Origin of the sequence: Pedobacter nanyangensis (assembly GCF_003313505.1) — a bacterium.
In the GTDB taxonomy this organism is placed as follows: Bacteria; Bacteroidota; Bacteroidia; order Sphingobacteriales; family Sphingobacteriaceae; genus Pedobacter; species Pedobacter nanyangensis.
Map to the genome: position 1 here is coordinate 345,948 of NZ_QMHO01000001.1, position 15,456 is coordinate 361,403.

At 44.9% G+C, this 15,456-nt stretch carries 15 protein-coding genes; 5 read left to right on the forward strand and 10 right to left on the reverse strand.

The window, feature by feature from the left end:
* Positions 1 to 32 precede the first annotated feature (32 nt).
* The gene (locus DUT71_RS01645) at positions 33 to 800 is read right to left on the reverse strand and encodes a hypothetical protein (RefSeq protein ID WP_113660779.1); all 768 of its coding nucleotides are present in this window, start codon (positions 798 to 800) and stop codon (positions 33 to 35) included.
* Positions 801 to 935: 135 nt separating this feature from the next.
* Here DUT71_RS01645 and polA point away from each other — a divergent pair, with 135 nt between their 5' ends.
* The 3 genes from polA (at position 936) to DUT71_RS01660 (ending at position 5,094) form a co-directional block, all read left to right on the forward strand.
* The gene (gene polA / locus DUT71_RS01650) at positions 936 to 3,743 is read left to right on the forward strand and encodes a DNA polymerase I (RefSeq protein WP_113660780.1); all 2,808 of its coding nucleotides are present in this window, start codon (positions 936 to 938) and stop codon (positions 3,741 to 3,743) included.
* A gap of 132 nt (positions 3,744 to 3,875) precedes the next feature.
* Positions 3,876 to 4,742, forward strand: a complete 867-nt coding sequence (locus DUT71_RS01655) for an energy transducer TonB (RefSeq protein WP_113660781.1) — start codon at positions 3,876 to 3,878, stop codon at positions 4,740 to 4,742.
* A 49-nt stretch (positions 4,743 to 4,791) separates the two neighbouring features.
* On the forward strand, positions 4,792 to 5,094 hold the full coding sequence (locus DUT71_RS01660; protein ID WP_113660782.1) for a hypothetical protein: 303 nt from the start codon (positions 4,792 to 4,794) through the stop codon (positions 5,092 to 5,094).
* 78 nt (positions 5,095 to 5,172) lie between these two features.
* Here the strand turns inward: DUT71_RS01660 and DUT71_RS01665 are convergent, their stop codons facing one another.
* From DUT71_RS01665 to DUT71_RS01695, 5 genes are all read right to left on the reverse strand, one after another.
* Positions 5,173 to 5,850, reverse strand: a complete 678-nt coding sequence (locus DUT71_RS01665; RefSeq protein WP_113660783.1) for a metal-dependent hydrolase — start codon at positions 5,848 to 5,850, stop codon at positions 5,173 to 5,175.
* A 10-nt stretch (positions 5,851 to 5,860) separates the two neighbouring features.
* Positions 5,861 to 6,166 (reverse strand): YbaB/EbfC family nucleoid-associated protein, encoded by a 306-nt coding sequence (locus tag DUT71_RS01670; RefSeq protein WP_113660784.1) that lies wholly within the window; start codon positions 6,164 to 6,166, stop codon positions 5,861 to 5,863.
* A gap of 217 nt (positions 6,167 to 6,383) precedes the next feature.
* Complete coding sequence (locus DUT71_RS01675) at positions 6,384 to 7,208, reverse strand: OmpA family protein (protein ID WP_113660785.1); 825 nt, start codon at positions 7,206 to 7,208, stop codon at positions 6,384 to 6,386.
* 90 nt (positions 7,209 to 7,298) lie between these two features.
* Positions 7,299 to 8,360, reverse strand: a complete 1,062-nt coding sequence (namA, locus tag DUT71_RS01680) for an NADPH dehydrogenase NamA (protein WP_113660786.1) — start codon at positions 8,358 to 8,360, stop codon at positions 7,299 to 7,301.
* A gap of 711 nt (positions 8,361 to 9,071) precedes the next feature.
* Positions 9,072 to 9,617, reverse strand: a complete 546-nt coding sequence (locus DUT71_RS01695; protein ID WP_113660789.1) for a DUF1543 domain-containing protein — start codon at positions 9,615 to 9,617, stop codon at positions 9,072 to 9,074.
* A 100-nt stretch (positions 9,618 to 9,717) separates the two neighbouring features.
* On the opposite strand from DUT71_RS01695, the gene DUT71_RS01700 reads away from it, so the two are divergent.
* Complete coding sequence (locus tag DUT71_RS01700) at positions 9,718 to 10,392, forward strand: hypothetical protein (protein WP_113660790.1); 675 nt, start codon at positions 9,718 to 9,720, stop codon at positions 10,390 to 10,392.
* Here the strand turns inward: DUT71_RS01700 and DUT71_RS01705 are convergent.
* From DUT71_RS01705 to fumC, 4 genes are all read right to left on the reverse strand, one after another.
* The gene (locus DUT71_RS01705; protein WP_113660791.1) at positions 10,381 to 10,818 is read right to left on the reverse strand and encodes a low molecular weight protein-tyrosine-phosphatase; all 438 of its coding nucleotides are present in this window, start codon (positions 10,816 to 10,818) and stop codon (positions 10,381 to 10,383) included. The genes DUT71_RS01700 and DUT71_RS01705 overlap by 12 nt on opposite strands.
* 92 nt (positions 10,819 to 10,910) lie before the next feature.
* The gene (locus DUT71_RS01710; RefSeq protein WP_113660792.1) at positions 10,911 to 11,702 is read right to left on the reverse strand and encodes a S1/P1 nuclease; all 792 of its coding nucleotides are present in this window, start codon (positions 11,700 to 11,702) and stop codon (positions 10,911 to 10,913) included.
* Between the two features lie 100 nt (positions 11,703 to 11,802).
* Positions 11,803 to 12,312 carry a fumarate hydratase gene (locus DUT71_RS01715; RefSeq protein ID WP_113661078.1) on the reverse strand — a complete coding sequence of 170 codons (510 nt, stop codon included), beginning with the start codon at positions 12,310 to 12,312 and terminating at the stop codon, positions 11,803 to 11,805.
* Between the two features lie 39 nt (positions 12,313 to 12,351).
* Entirely contained in the window at positions 12,352 to 13,749 is a 1,398-nt protein-coding gene (fumC, locus tag DUT71_RS01720; RefSeq protein ID WP_113660793.1) for a class II fumarate hydratase, read from the reverse strand.
* A gap of 428 nt (positions 13,750 to 14,177) precedes the next feature.
* Here fumC and DUT71_RS01725 point away from each other — a divergent pair, with 428 nt between their 5' ends.
* Positions 14,178 to 15,413 (forward strand): serine hydrolase domain-containing protein, encoded by a 1,236-nt coding sequence (locus DUT71_RS01725; protein WP_113661079.1) that lies wholly within the window; start codon positions 14,178 to 14,180, stop codon positions 15,411 to 15,413.
* The last annotated feature ends 43 nt before the right edge of the window (positions 15,414 to 15,456 follow it).

A 15,456-nucleotide genomic window follows, 5' to 3' on the forward strand; every position in this document is an offset into this window, starting at 1 on the left:
CGCGAAGAACGCAAAGACGAAATCATGCCCCCCTACTTCAGATACTCCCCTAATTTTCCCGTATTGGTTTCGGGATTTAACATCATATACTTTTTAAAGTTGGTTTTCATTTGCCCAAAAGCATAATCTGCTTCGTTTTCAATATCTTTTGCCAAAGCATAATATTTGCTAAAAATGTAGGTTCTCATTAAATAGCCTACCAACATTTTATCTACCTCCTTATCTTCCAACAGCGGCTTCACTTTGTCATTGTCTATCAATTTGTTTTGATCAAAATTGACAGAAACATAGCGCATCACCTCTTCCGCATGTAAAATCAGCTTAGAACCTTCTTCGGCTTGATTAATTTCCTCAATTTGTTTTAGCACAGGTTCAATCTCCGCTTTAAGAAGCGCTGGGGTCAATGCGATCATCCCCTTGGGTACATAATATTGGTCTGATGTTTTATACGGATCTACATACAACAACACCGTATCACCCGTTTCTGGGTTCACCAAAACATATCGATCTACAATCCCCTTGCTACCACCTTTAGTACTTCCTCTTTTCGAGAAATCTATCTTTTGCCCATTTGGCCAACGGTAAGCGTTGAACAGGCGTATAAAACCAGCGTTCCTTAATTGCGGGTTCATCAAATGGATAAAAGCCCCGCTTTCCAAAGGTTGCTCCAATGTACCATATTTGGGCTTCACTTCATTAACGAGGTTTTCGAACTGTAAAACAGCAAGCACTTTACGATACTGTGCCTGGGAACAGTTTGCGAGAAGCAAGAAGCTGAGCAAAGAGAAAAGATATTTCATAACTTGTTTTTAATCTATGGATGATCAAAGTATCGAAAATACATAAGCATTTAAAAGATAAATTATATACCTCAGCTTTGCGCTTATTCTATAACTTTACAAGGTAAAGATTTCTATCCACTCAATATACACCCAATGAGCAACAAAAAACTTTTCCTTTTAGATGGGATGGCACTTATTTACCGTGCACATTTTGCCCTTAGTAAAAACCCACGATTTACTTCCACGGGGATAAACACCTCGGCCGTAATGGGCTTTACCAATACCCTTTTGGAAGTGCTCAAAAAGGAGAAGCCTACACACCTTGCGGTAGTTTTCGACACGGAGGCGCCTACGGAAAGGCATACTGCGTTTGAGGCCTACAAAGCCCATCGGGAGGCCATGCCCGAAGACCTGTCAAAAGCTATCCCGTATATCTTTAGGTTGATTGAAGGCTTTAACATCCCCGTAATTACCAAAGACGGTTACGAAGCCGACGACATTATAGGCACCTTGGCCAAGGAAGGCGAAAATGCTGGTTTTCAGGTTTATTGTATGACCCCCGACAAGGACTTTGCCCAATTGGTAACCGATAATATTTTCATCTACAAACCTGCCCGTATGGGTAATGAAATGGAGATTTTGGGCGTAAAAGAAGTACTGGCCAAATGGGAAATTGAAAGAGTTGACCAAGTGATTGATATCCTAGGCCTGTGGGGAGATGCGGTAGATAACATCCCGGGTATTCCGGGCATTGGCGAAAAAACAGCCAAGGCACTGATCAAGCAATATGGCAGCATGGAAAACATTTTTGCCAACACGCACGAACTAAAGGGAAAGCAGAAAGAGAACATCGAGAACCATGTGGAACAGGGATTGATTTCCAAGAAACTGGCCACCATTATTTTAAATGTTCCGATTGAATTTAATGAACAGCAACTGTTGGTAGAAGAACCAAGCAAGGAGCTTTTAGAACCGCTTTTTGCCGAACTGGAATTTAGAACCATCGGCAAACGCGTATTTGGCGATAGTTTTACCGTTAATGAAGGCAAAGGCCCGGTACAGCAAGATTTATTTGGCAATGCTGTAGCCTTGCCCGCTGCCAAAGAAATCGAAAATCAGCCTTCGCTGTTTGACACCCCTATTGATGCCAAAAATATCGAAAACACACCACACGATTATCAGCTTATTGATACGGCGGAAAAACGAAAAGCGCTGGCCAGCTTACTGCTACAACAGCCGAAAATTTCTTTTGATACGGAAACCACCGGAATAGATGCCAATTTGGTAGACTTGGTAGGTTTATCGTTTTCGATAGAAGCGGGAAAGGGCTACTACATTCCAACACCGCAAAACAAAGAAGAAACCCTGGCCATTTTAGAAGATTTTAGGCCTGTTTTTGAGGACGAACGCATCATTAAAATAGGACAGAATATTAAATACGATCTATTGGTGCTGAAATGGTACGGCTTTGGGCTTAAGGGACAATTGTTTGACACCATGCTGGCCCATTACCTGATTGATCCTGACACCAGACATAACATGGATGTCCTGTCTGAAAACTATTTGGGCTACACGCCCATTTCCATCACATCATTAATTGGCGCCAAGGGAAAAGGACAGTTGAACATGAAAGATGTGCCGGTAGAGAAGGTAGTGGATTACGCCGCCGAGGACGCCGATGTTACCTTGCAGCTGGCCAACGTTTTTGAGCCCATGTTACAGGAAAGAAACGCCCAAAAACTAGCTTCCGAAATAGAAAATCCGTTGATTTATGTACTGGCTGATATGGAAAAAGAAGGGGTTAGGATAGATATTGATACGTTAAGCGCCTACTCTGCACAGTTACAGGAAGAAATAACCAAAGCCGAACTTAACGTATATGAAAAAGCCGGGCTTAAATTTAACCTGGCCTCGCCCAAACAACTGGGCGAAGTACTTTTTGATCACCTAAAGCTAGATCCAAAGGCAAAGAAAACCAAAACAGGGCAGTACCAAACTGGCGAAGACGTGTTAACCGCATTGGCTGCCAAAAGTGACATTGTGCAAGATATCTTGGATTTCCGCCAAATGCAGAAGCTAAAATCTACCTATGTAGATGCTTTGCCGCTATTGGTAAACCCACGTACCGGGCGGGTCCATACCAGCTACAACCAGGCCGTAGCAGCAACGGGGCGCTTAAGCTCCAACAACCCCAACCTACAGAATATCCCTATTAAAACAGAGCGGGGCAGGGAAGTGCGCAAGGCTTTTATTGCCAGAGACGAAAACCATATCTTGCTATCTGCCGATTATTCGCAGATAGAATTGAGGATTATTGCCGAAATCAGCAAAGAGCAGAACATGCTGGACGCCTTTTTAAACGGCATTGATATCCACACGGCTACCGCGGCCAAAGTTTACGGGATTGCGGTGGCCGAGGTAACTTCTACCCAGCGCAGAAATGCCAAGGCGGTAAATTTTGGGATCATCTATGGCCAATCGGCCTTTGGTTTGTCGCAAAACCTGAACATTCCACGCAAGGAGGCGGCAGAAATCATCGATCAGTATTTTCTCCAGTATCCGGGGATCAAAAACTACATGAGCGACACCATGAACTTTGCCCGCGAAAACGGCTATGTAGAAACCATTATGGGCCGCCGCAGGTATTTGAGGGACATTAACTCGGCAAACATGACCGTAAGGGGCTACGCCGAGCGGAATGCCATTAATGCGCCCATACAAGGTTCGGCCGCAGATATGATCAAAATTGCGATGATCAACATCCATAAGGATATGGTGGCGCAAAGGCTACAATCAAAAATGACCATGCAGGTGCATGACGAGTTGGTTTTTGATGTGGTTAGGGATGAAAAGGAACAGGTGAAAGAAATTATTACCCATAGGATGAAAACGGCCATAAAAACTCATGTACCAATTGAAATTGAGATTGGCGAAGGATTAAACTGGCTGGAAGCACATTAAATGCCTAGTTATTGTGCGTACGAAGCAATCTAAAAGCGTATGCCTACACCTAAATAGATTGCTTCGTACCCTCGCCATGACGGAAGCCCAAACCAAACAACAAATCAACAAGAACGCCAAAGAACCCCTAACATGAAAAAACTAACGTTTATCCTTTTTATAGCCATTGCAAAAATGGGTTTCGCCCAACAGGACACTACCCTGATTTATAACAGCCCGATGTACACCAAAGATCCTATTCGTTCGAAATGGAAGCCTGTGGTAAAACAAGTTGGACAACTTTATCAGGTTACTTTTTACGACAGGAAAGACGTGACCCAAGAGGTCATCAGTTTCGAAGACAAAGATTTAACCGTTAGGAAAGGGCCATATCTTAGGTACCAAAAAGGAATACTGAAAGAGCAGGGCACTTATGATAAAGGCCATAAAAATGGAGAGTGGACCACCTATAACAGCGATGGCAAAACACCGAAAAAAGTAGGAAACTTTGCCCATGGCAAATTAGATGGGAAGTATGTAGAATACTGGAACGGAAATAAAGAAGAAGGGAACTACCTTAATGGCCTAAAAACCGGCATTTGGAAGTTTACCTACAAAGACGGAAAGCCTGCGGGAAGCGAGACATACGATGACATGGGCAAAAAAATAGAAGGCAGCTATTACAGCAAAGAAGGCGCTCCGGTAAAATATGAAGATTTGTTTGCGCCCCCAAGCTACGAGGGCGGCCTAAAAGAGTTTTATAAGTACTTGGCTACAGAAATGAAATATCCGGCACAGTCATTAAAGCAAAAAATAGAGGGAACGGTAAAGCTGAGCTTTGTTGTCAAAAAAAATGGAAGCATTGAAAACGTCGAGATTTTATCGGCACCCAATAACGAACTGGCCAATGAAGCCATAAGGGTTTTAGCGCTAGCCCCCGACTGGACCCCGGGCAAGATGTTTGGAGAAGTAATGGAAACCAGGTATGCTATTCCGGTTAAGTTTTCTTTAAAGAAATAATATTCTGTAAATTAGGTTAATATTAAACTACTAAATCAAATAGTAAACCATGAAAAAAATCTTAACCTTAGTTGCTGTTGCCCTATTTGGCTTCAGCACCTCGTTTGCACAAACTGCTACAACCGTTAAACAAGCGCCTAAAAAAGCGGCTACTGTTGTTAAAACCGAAACGAAGAAAGCAGAAAAGAAAGCGACAAGCACGGCGACCAAATTAAAGGCCGATGGTACACCGGATATGCGCTACAAAGAGAATAAAGCGGCCAAGGTAGTTACCGCAGGCCCTAAGAAAAAAGATGGTACCGCCGATATGAGGTACAAAGTAAACAAGGAAGCCGCCAAAAAGAAAAACTAGCAATGGCTTTAAGCTTGAGCAGGCCAGCTTAAAAACTTACGAAGTTTTTTTAAACTTCGTAAGTTTGCAATATATTCCCTATAACTCCACCGTTTGGCCAATATTTGGCAACAACAATGTTTTTTGAGCTCTCCTAAAACTTTCCACTGCAAAATTCTTATCAATGGTAATGACCGGAAACGAATCATAGTGTACCCCAATTACTTTGTTGCAGTTTACATATCCCGCAGCAATTACGGCATCATCTGGGTCCATGGTGTAGTTGCCCCCAATAGGCAAAATGGCGTATTCCAATTGGTATAGTTCGGCCAGCAATTTCATTTCAAGCGTTAAGCCCGTATCACCAGCAAAATAAATCTGCATACCATCTACGTCCAAAACATAACCTGCGGGGTTTCCACCGTAAGAGCCATCAGGAAGACTGCTGGAGTGTGTAGCCGATACCATGCGCACCGTTCCAAAATCGAACTTAAACTTGCCTATGTTCATGTCGTGTATATTGCTCACCCCTTGCTTTTGCAACCAGCCAGCAATTTCGGGCATACAAATCACTTTGGCGTTGGTTCTTTTGGCAATATCAACCAAATCGGCCACATGATCCCCATGGCCGTGGCTCACCAAAATATAGTCGGCGGCAATTTCCGCTACCTTAATGTGCTTGGCCAAGGGATTGCCACTAATGAAGGGATCAAATAGCAGCTTTGCCGAAGATGTTTCCAGCAGGAAGCAAGATTGCCCGTAATACGTGTACTTCATAACTTATCGATTATTGTCCAAATAAACCTCCAAAACCGCCCAGCATTTCTTTGGTGGCTGCCTGCATTTCTGCGGCGCTCACCTGATCAGCTTGTGCCAAAGCCTTGTTTACCGCAGCCTGTAAAAGTTCTTCCAGTTCTTCCTTATCTGCCTGCTCGTAAAATTCATCGCTAATGCTAATGCCGGTAATGGCTTTGTTTGCGGTTGCAGTAACTTTGATGGCGCCACCTTCTACTTCGCCAAATACCGAAACGCCATCCAATCTTTTCTTTATTTCTTCGGCCTTGCCTTGTGCGGCCATTAATTTATCAAACATGTGCTTTTATTTATTGAAGCCTAAAATTAGCAAAAAACCTGCAAGTTAAACGGCAACGCTTATGATAAGGTTTTAATTTTTTAGTGTTTGTTTTTTTGAACGATGGATTTTAACCCCTTTAGCCGCTTAAGAACATTTCCGTTTTTTTTGCAAAGCGCTTAGCTGAACTAAGATGTCTTGAGTGGTTTATTTTTTAATCCCTTTAATTGCTTAAAGCCTAATTACCCGCCTTATTAATCCCCGTGATTTGCAACTCAACCCTTCTATCGTATTTCTCTCCTTTGCCTAAAGGATAGTTGGCCATCATCCCTTTATAGGCAAGTCTTTTGGGGTCAACGCCTCGGTATATCAGATAATCGTAAATGATCTTGGCCCTCGCTTGGGAAAGGTTATACTCCCCGGTTTCAAAATCCTTTACATCTCTATTTGGTGGGTTGCAGCAAATATGCCCCAGTATGGCAATATTGTACTGCGGTTTTTCCTTAATGGTTTTGGTGATTTTTTCGAGTACGGGTATCGATTCCTCTAAAAGCACGGAGCGGCTATTTTCAAACAGGATATTCTCCAGCACAATTTTATCGCCCACCTTTAAGGTATCCGATAAGATAGAATTGTCTGCTACCAAATTACGTTTAGCATAGCTGATTACCACATCTACGCGTCTGTTGTAGGTACGTTGTTGCGCCACATTGCTGCGCTGCGAGAGATCAACCTTTCCGTGGCCGGTTAAAAGCCTGATCTTTCCCAAGCCAACTCCCCTGGCCAACAAAAGCTCTTTGATGTGGTTAGCCCTTTTGATAGAAAGCGTATCATTGTAGCCAATCCGGCCTCGGTCATCGCAATAACCCAAAATAGCAATGGAAAGCATGTCCGTAGAATCAAGCTCGCTAATAAACTGGGAGAAGCTCTCCGTTTGCTGATCATCTAAAACGCTTAAGTCTGTTTTAAAGAAAAAGCTGGTTGTTTTTGTTTTTTGCGCAAAGGCATTCCCGGTAAGAACAAAAAGCGAAAATAGGATCAATATAAACCCTCTGTTTTCCATAGACGTTTAACATTTGGCCGTATAAAGATAGAAAAACTTCGCGCTATATAAAAACCAGGCTTTTATGGCTTCCGGGTTTTCAGCGCCCGGTTATTTGGCCCTTTGGTACTGCGAAGGCCATTGCAGGTCATCTCCCAGTTCTTTTGCGCCACGCAATGGGAAGTAAGGGTCCCTGAGCAGTTCCCGGGCCATAAAGATCAGGTCAGCTTTTCCGTCCTGCAAAATAGCTTCGCTTTGCTGGGCAGTGGTAATGAGGCCCACGGCGCCGGTAATGATGCCGGTTTGCTGTTTGATTTTTTCCGCAAAGCGAACCTGATAGCCCGCTTCCACGGGAATTTGCTGTTCCCTGGAAAGGCCCCCGGTAGAGGTATCTACCACATCAACGCCTTGTGCCTTTAACAATTCCGACAGTTGCACGGACTGGTCCTCGTCCCAGCCGCCCGGCACCCAATCAGTGGCCGATATACGTACAAACAGGGGATTTTCTGCTGGCCATACCTCCTGCACGGCAGCTACCACCTCCTGCAACAGCCTTATCCGGTTTTCAAAGCTGCCGCCATATTGATCCGTACGCTGGTTGCTCAGCGGCGACAGGAACTGGTGCAGTAAATAACCATGGGCGGCATGTATTTCTACCACATCAAAGCCCACCTGCAAAGCTCTTAGGGCGGCGGCCCTAAAATCGGCCTTTACCTTTTCAATGCCCGGCATATCCAGGGCAATGGGCATTTTATCCTTTGGGTTAAATTGGATGGCACTTGGCGCAAGGGTGTCCCATCCGCCATTTTCTTCGCTCACCTGCGCAGGATTTTCCCAGGGCACGTCAAAACTGGCCTTGCGGCCGGCATGGGCCAGCTGTACGCCCATAGCGGCGCCATTGGCATGCACAAAATCAACCACTTCCTTTAGTTTTTCCTGATGTTCATCTTTCCAGATCCCGAGGTCGGCAATGGAAATACGGCCTTCGGCCGATACTGCCGTAGCTTCTGTAATGATTAGCGCCGCGCCCCCAACCGCCCTGCTGCCCAGGTGTACCAAATGCCAGTTGTTGGCAAAGCCATCTACCGATGAATATTGGCACATGGGCGAAACTACTATACGGTTTTTAAGGGTTAGGTTCTTAATTTTTAGGGGCGAAAATAACTTGGACATATACTTGCTTTTAAATGCAATTTAGCAAGATTACCAGCAATTATCTTGGCTTATTGAAGTTGTGAACCTTGGCTGACAAATTTGGGCCAAAGCCAGGGCTTTGCTGTAGGCCCCTGCCCGTGTCCTTAAACATACCCGTCCTGCGCCCGGGAAATCAATTGGTGCGCCCTGGCAGCTTGATTGCTTGGCCGAACGTGCCGATGCGTAGGCCCGCCGCTGGTGAACACCGGAATGTAGGCAAGCTTTGGCAAGAGCCCACACCAAAAAATCCTACCAGCAGTATGGCATGGCAGGGTTTACGCGTTAGGGCCCAAGTTTTTAGCATGGCAAAGCCCGGGCTTAACGCTGCCGGTCAGGTTTTCTGTACAGCAATGCAAAATTGCTGTATAACTTTGCTGAGGCGCTATACAGAAAACGACAATTGCTATATGGAAAAGTGAAAAGTTCATACAAAACTTGCGGATTGCTATATAGAAAAGCAAAAAGTTCATATAAAACCTCCCGATTGCTGTACAGCAAACCGAAAGTTTTATGCGGAAAGGAACAAATTCCATACAGCAAGGCTAAAGTTTTATACAGAAACCCTGCGGAGCCATACGGAAAACCTTTAAACCTGCCCTGAAAACCTAAGGACCAGCCCTGCAAGGAACAGGCTTAGCGCTGCACCGGGGGCAATCCAACGGTATCGCCCAAACCTTGCCCTAATTTTGGCTAAAGCTTATCTACCGGCATGTAACCTAGCACAACTTCGTCGGCCGGAAGCCCTTTTGCCGGGGCAAATTGTATTGCAAACTTTGCTTTCATCGCCTGTGGCAGCACTTCTTCAATATCAAAAACCTCATCCACATCTACGCCGTACTTATCATCAACGTGCGGACTGAAATATTGCGCAAAGAACGCACTGCTTTTAGCTTGGGCGGTTGCCGTTGCCTTGTTGGGCGATACCATCAGCATTTTGTAGTGTATTTCTTCGAACACATTACTTTGGTAGCCGCCCAAATTTAAAAAGAACAGCCTTTGCCCTGCCTGGTTTGATCCTGTTTTTTCTACTACCGTTACTTTGTAGCCCTCTACATGGTTTACTATACGGTAGGCATCCAGGTGTATCTTCCCGTTGGCCTCGGGCCAAAACTGTTTTATGGCGGGCACCAGTTCCTTTAAATGGTTGGCAATGCCGAAAAAGATATCGTGCTGCTCGGTGTGCCTGCCCGGAGGCTTGCAGCCCAGTAAAAGCATAAATAGTTTTGGTGTATCCATCAAGTTTAAGGGGGTAAAAAGCTTGTCTTAATAAAAGCATAAAGTTAAGCTAAAACAAAAACAATTATCTTCACGTTATTCAAAAAAAAACAACCATAACATGCCTGTTAACCAACTTCCGCCAGATGGCGGCATGCTTTATACCGAAACCAACATGGCCCAGCTTTTTCCGGAGCCACTTAATGCCATTACCTCGGGGTTCTTTTTGGCCATTGCCCTCTACTGGACGGTTAAAATGATGGGCAAATTCAAATCAAATCCGTTCCTTACCTATTGCCTGGTGCTATTATACATTGGCGGAATTGGTGGCACGGTGTACCATGCGCTACGACAATGGAGCGTTTTTATCATGATGGACTGGATGCCCATTATGCTGCTGTGCGTTTCGGCAGGGGTGTATTTTTTGGCGCAAAGCAGCCGGTGGTATTACGCCGTGCTGATGGTGCTGGGCTATGTTGGCCTACAGTTTTGCATCCGGAACTGGATAAATCCCGGCAATATCCATCTTTTTGTAAACCTTAACTATGCCCTAATGGCATCGCTGGTGTTGCTTCCCGTGCTAAAGTACCTGGTTTATACCAACTGGAAAGCAGGAAAGTGGGTGGCCTACGCCCTGCTGTCCTTTGCCCTGGCGCTTACTTTCCGCATTGCCGATAAATGGGCCTGGCTAAGCGTGGGCACACATTTTTTGTGGCACAGCTTTGGGGCAGTAGCCACGTTTTGCATGTTCAATTATATTTATCTTACCCAAAATAAAAAGGAGCTAACCACGTAGCTCCTTTAATAATTCTTTGCAGCGCTGCTCAACCTCCAGGCTTACCGGCCCAAACAAATCATTGTCGTAATAGGGGTCGGTAACTTCGCCATCGGGCAAAAAAAGCCTTACTTTTTGCCGGTATGCTTCGGTTTTGGCAAGTTGCAGCACATCCCTTAGGTTGTTCCTGTCCATCACCAAAATATGGTCGTACGCTTCAAAAAAACTTTCGTTAAAATGCCTTGCCCGCTGGGCCGAAATATCGTAGCCCAGGTTTCGGGCCGCAAGTACGCTTCTTCGGTCAGGCGGGCTGCCCACATGCCAGCCGCCGGTTCCGGCGCTATGCACTTGCCAGCCCAAATTTTCTTTATCTGCCAAGTGCTGCAATATGCCATGCGCCAAAGGCGAACGGCAGATATTGCCCAAACAAACCATTAATATTTTCATTTATTTGAAGCTGGAAAGTTTAGAGCCCGCAAGTCCGATGAGATCGCTCTTAAGCTCTTGGCCCTCGGGCTTATGGTCTTCAAACCATAAAACTATTGATAGATTTCGTTTAAAATGTTGGCCAAACGCACGCCGCCTTTCAACAATTGTTGGTTTACGGTTTCAATCCAGTCAAAGTTGTATTTATAGCTTAGCTTGTCGTCATTTTTAATGCCCGTGGCGTAAATTTTATTGCACACCTGGTACGATTCGAAGATGCAGTCTTTCAGGCTGGCCTTGTTCCACTCCGTTAATTGCTGCGGCGTGGCAAAGTTAATGGCCTTGGCATACTCGGTATAGCTCAATTGCTGGAAATCAATCAGCTGCTCGTCCCAAACCCTGTGCAGGTTAGATTTGGTGCCAAACCACATCACCGAAATCCTGTTGCCGCCCAAATCTTCTTTTCGGGCAGTGTGCATGGGCTGGTGCATGTCGCCAATTAAGTGAACCAATAAGCGCATGGCAAATACTTTTTTCTCTGCCGATGTTTTAGGGTTTTTGAGCAGGGCAATCATCTCGTTGGTTTTGTTATAGATGTTTGCATCCTTAAAGCCGTCCAGGTAATTGCTCATGCCGCTCCTGTCCAAACCTTCGGGCAGGTTTACATAATGCCAGCTGCTCAAATACCTGTAGCTGGAGTCCGATTTGATGAAATCTGCCCAGTTGGCGCTCATGGCCAGGGTTTCATTTCCCAAAATCTGTTTAATCGCCTGGCGTGCGCTGGCGCTCAAATAGCTGTCGGCAACTTCGCCTACAATACGATGCCCCAAAACTCCCCAGGCACTGGCGGCAATGGGAGCATAGCTCAGGGCAAATGCTAAGATCAATCTTTTTAAATTTTTCATGTTGATTTTCTAAATCATCATTGCGAGGAACGAAGCAACCTTACGCATACAAAAGCACATCCGCTTTAGGATTGCTTCGTTCCTCGCAATGACGAAAACTTTAAAGCGCCTTTTGGACGCAGGTTATTTTTGCTTTTAATTTAAGTTTTACTTCTGTTTGGTCGTTCAGGTTTTCCAGCTGCAATTGCTCGGCATTCCATAACTTTACCTTAAAGTTAGTTAAATATCTTCCATTACGGTAACAGCCCGAAACCTTTTGCTTGTAGTTTGCCTTGGTAAAATCGCCAACCAATATCAGGGTATCATGGCGCAGCTCATAAGTTCCCTTTGCATATTCTTTCCACTCGCCGTGGTTAAAACAATCCGCCTCATAGTAATTTACCTTGGCGTGGGTGGTAAGGTCAACGTAAAACGAATCGCAGGTAAATTTAAACCTGTGCTCGGTATAAGCCTGCAATTGCGCTTTATTGGCAATGCTATCTTGGCCCCAAACCCCCTGAAGAAAAGTTTCGCCCTTGCCCTGCACATTGGGCAAACGGGAGCAGGAGAGCACAAGAAGTAAAAAGCTGAAAGTAAAAAGTAAAAAGTAAAGGCCTTTTCTATTCATCATTGCATCAACATTAAACTTTTTAACTTTCAACGCCAAAAATTATTTTAAACTACCCACCATGTCCTGGGGCTTAACCCAAGCGGTAAACTGCTCATCGGTTAACAAACCAAGCTCAATGGCGGCTTCTCTTAGGGTCTTGTTTTCTTTATGCGCCTTTTTGGCAATTTTAGCTGCGTTTTCGTAGCCAATATGAGGGTTCAAAGCCGTAACCAACATCAATGAATTTTCCATGTGCTGTTTAATTACCGGACGGTTAGGTTCAATGCCCTGGGCACATTTATCATTGAAAGAAACGCAGGCATCGCCAATTAAACGCCCGCTTTGCAATACGTTTGCTGCAATTACGGGTTTAAAAACGTTCAGTTCAAAATGCCCGTTGCTAGCACCAACGCTCACGGCAACATCATTGCCCATAACCTGTGCACACACCATGGTCAAAGCTTCTGGCTGCGTAGGATTAACCTTGCCCGGCATAATCGACGATCCCGGCTCATTATCAGGAATAATAATTTCACCAATACCGCAACGAGGGCCAGAACTTAACATCCTGATATCGTTCGCAATTTTCATCAACGAAACCGCTACACGCTTATAAGCGCCCGAAAGTTCTACCATGGCATCATGGGCCGCCAAGGCCTCAAATTTATTAGGCGCAGTTACAAAAGGCAAACCGGTTAAATCAGCAATTTTTTTGGCCACCAATACATCGTAGCCTTTAGGCGTATTTAGGCCCGTACCTACCGCAGTACCGCCAAGCGCTAACTCGGCAATCATTTCCAGGGCATTTTTAATGGCCCTTAAACCATTGTTCAATTGTTGCACATATCCCGAAAACTCCTGCTTTAACGTTAAGGGCGTAGCATCCATAAAGTGCGTACGGCCAGTTTTCACGATATCGCCCCACGCTTCGGCCTTTGCAGCAAGGGTATCACGCAATTGCTCAATGCCCGGAACCGTTACCTCAACCGCCTGCTTGTAAGCCGCAATGTGCATGGCCGTTGGGTAAGTATCGTTTGATGATTGCGATTTGTTCACATCGTCATTAGGGTGCAACACTTTTGATTCATCTAACAAATTGCCACCCCCAATCACGTGGCCACGGTTAGCAATTACCTCGTTGCCGTTCATGTTACTTTGCGTACCAGAGCCCGTTTGCCAAATCACCAATGGAAACTGGTCATCTAGCTTACCGGCAATTACCTCGTCGCAAGCTTTGGCAATCAGTTCGGCTTTTTCGGCAGAAAGCACGCCCAACTCCTGGTTAGCCAAAGCCGCCGCCTTTTTCAGGTAACCAAAAGCATGGATAATTTCTTTCGGCATCGAAGCCTCAGGTCCAATTTTGAAATTGTTCCTGGAGCGTTCAGTTTGTGCGCCCCAATATTTATCGGCAGGTACCTGTACCTCGCCCATGGTATCGTGTTCTATTCTAAAACTCATGGTAATACAAAATTATTTTTGCCCCAAATTTAACCTTTTTGAACCTTAAAGGAAATTTATTTAGAAACGTTACACCAACATTAGAAAAACATTGGAACAGGCTTTTGGCACCCTACAGCCCCGCTGTTCGCTACAATCTTTTTGCTGGCCACAACACAAACCCCATAGGTTTACTTGCATGTCGTTTATAAACCTATGGGGTTTTACCAAAAACAAAAAGTATTTCCGCTGCCATCGGGTTTATCTAACAACTTACACTACACCAACGCCATCAACCTCCATCGGGCACCCCTTTTTAAAGAAAGAAAAAAAATTTGTGCGCCCGCAGCTTAAAATACCCAAGCAAAAACAATGTTTAAAACTCTTTTACCGTTAAGTTTTTAAGAATGCTTAATTTTCCAGCTTTTAAGATCACTTGCCACACCTCAATGAAATTTAAAATACTACTAGCCGCCGTAACTTTATCTGTTTTTACCCTAAATGCCTGCACCAGCAAAGAAGAAAAAGAAAAGAAAACCGCAGAAAACAAAAAAATAAGGAAACCGGAAGACGATAAGGCCGATAGCCTCCTTTTGGTGTACGACAAAAACAAAGAAGACCGCTGGATTGCCGACTTTGTAAACAACCTCCATAAAAAATATTCGTTTAACGGAAACGTATTGGTGGCCAAAAAAGGAAAAATCATTTATCAGGGCGCCAAAGGCTGGGCAGATTATCTCCATCGCGATAGCCTAAAGATCAATTCAGAGTTCGAACTGGCATCCATCACCAAAACCTTTACCGGTACAGCCATTATGCAGCTGGTAGAAACCGGCAAGCTAAGCCTGGACGATAACGTTAAAAAGTTCTTCCCCAATTTCCCCTACGACGGCATTACCGTAAGGCTTTTGCTGCCACACCGCAGCGGCATGATGAACTACGTTTATTTCATCGACGATATTTGGCGCAAGGAAAAACGCGACATGAAAAAGGGCATCACCAACCAGCAGGTTATGCAGGTTATTGCCGAAAAAAAACCTAATCCCTATACCAAGCCCGATAAGGTTTTCCACTACAACAATTCCAATTACATGGTATTGGGGGCCATCATCGAAAAAGTTAGTGGCATGCGCTACTCCCAATACATGATGGAACATATTTTTAAACCAGCCGGCATGAAAAACACCCATGTTTACTCCAAAGCTGAATATGATAAAATTCCGGTAGACGTGGTTGGACACGACCGCAACAGCTTCAGGTACTCGGTGGTACAAAACTTTTTGGACGGCCCCGTGGGCGACAAAGGCATTTACAGCACCCTCCACGACTTGGTGCTTTACGACAAGTACCTGCGCAATGAGCGCCTACTTAAAAACAGTTCCCTCGATTCGGCTTACATAGGCCGCAACAAGCCCGTAAATGGCCATTTCAATTACGGCTACGGCTGGCGCATGTTTGACGGCAAGGGCATGGACAAAGTAGTTTACCATACCGGTTGGTGGCATGGTTTCCGCCATATTTACGTACGTAACCTCGACAAGGACATTGTGGTGATCTTTTTGGGCAACCTTACCAACGCCAGCCTAATGCACCTGGATGAGTTGTACAAATACCTGAAAATGCCAATCATCCGCAAAGGCGCCTACACCGGCTCAGGCTCTGCTCCGGGCAGCGACGAAGATTAAGCGATAATCGCTATATTTGCCCTTGTTTTTACCTCATGTTAAA

Coding starts and splice junctions, on each gene's coding strand:
- DUT71_RS01660 (WP_113660782.1), top strand. CDS start 4,792: ATGAAAAAAATCTTAACCTTAGTTGCTGTTGCCCTATTTGGCTTCAGC.
- DUT71_RS01700 (WP_113660790.1), top strand. CDS start 9,718: ATGCCTGTTAACCAACTTCCGCCAGATGGCGGCATGCTTTATACCGAA.
- DUT71_RS01715 (WP_113661078.1), bottom strand. CDS start 12,312: ATGATGAATAGAAAAGGCCTTTACTTTTTACTTTTTACTTTCAGCTTT.
- DUT71_RS01665 (WP_113660783.1), bottom strand. CDS start 5,850: ATGAAGTACACGTATTACGGGCAATCTTGCTTCCTGCTGGAAACATCT.
- DUT71_RS01705 (WP_113660791.1), bottom strand. CDS start 10,818: ATGAAAATATTAATGGTTTGTTTGGGCAATATCTGCCGTTCGCCTTTG.
- DUT71_RS01695 (WP_113660789.1), bottom strand. CDS start 9,617: ATGGATACACCAAAACTATTTATGCTTTTACTGGGCTGCAAGCCTCCG.
- fumC (WP_113660793.1), bottom strand. CDS start 13,749: ATGAGTTTTAGAATAGAACACGATACCATGGGCGAGGTACAGGTACCT.
- DUT71_RS01710 (WP_113660792.1), bottom strand. CDS start 11,702: ATGAAAAATTTAAAAAGATTGATCTTAGCATTTGCCCTGAGCTATGCT.
- DUT71_RS01655 (WP_113660781.1), top strand. CDS start 3,876: ATGAAAAAACTAACGTTTATCCTTTTTATAGCCATTGCAAAAATGGGT.
- DUT71_RS01725 (WP_113661079.1), top strand. CDS start 14,178: ATGAAATTTAAAATACTACTAGCCGCCGTAACTTTATCTGTTTTTACC.
- polA (WP_113660780.1), top strand. CDS start 936: ATGAGCAACAAAAAACTTTTCCTTTTAGATGGGATGGCACTTATTTAC.
- namA (WP_113660786.1), bottom strand. CDS start 8,360: ATGTCCAAGTTATTTTCGCCCCTAAAAATTAAGAACCTAACCCTTAAA.
- DUT71_RS01645 (WP_113660779.1), bottom strand. CDS start 800: ATGAAATATCTTTTCTCTTTGCTCAGCTTCTTGCTTCTCGCAAACTGT.
- DUT71_RS01670 (WP_113660784.1), bottom strand. CDS start 6,166: ATGTTTGATAAATTAATGGCCGCACAAGGCAAGGCCGAAGAAATAAAG.
- DUT71_RS01675 (WP_113660785.1), bottom strand. CDS start 7,208: ATGGAAAACAGAGGGTTTATATTGATCCTATTTTCGCTTTTTGTTCTT.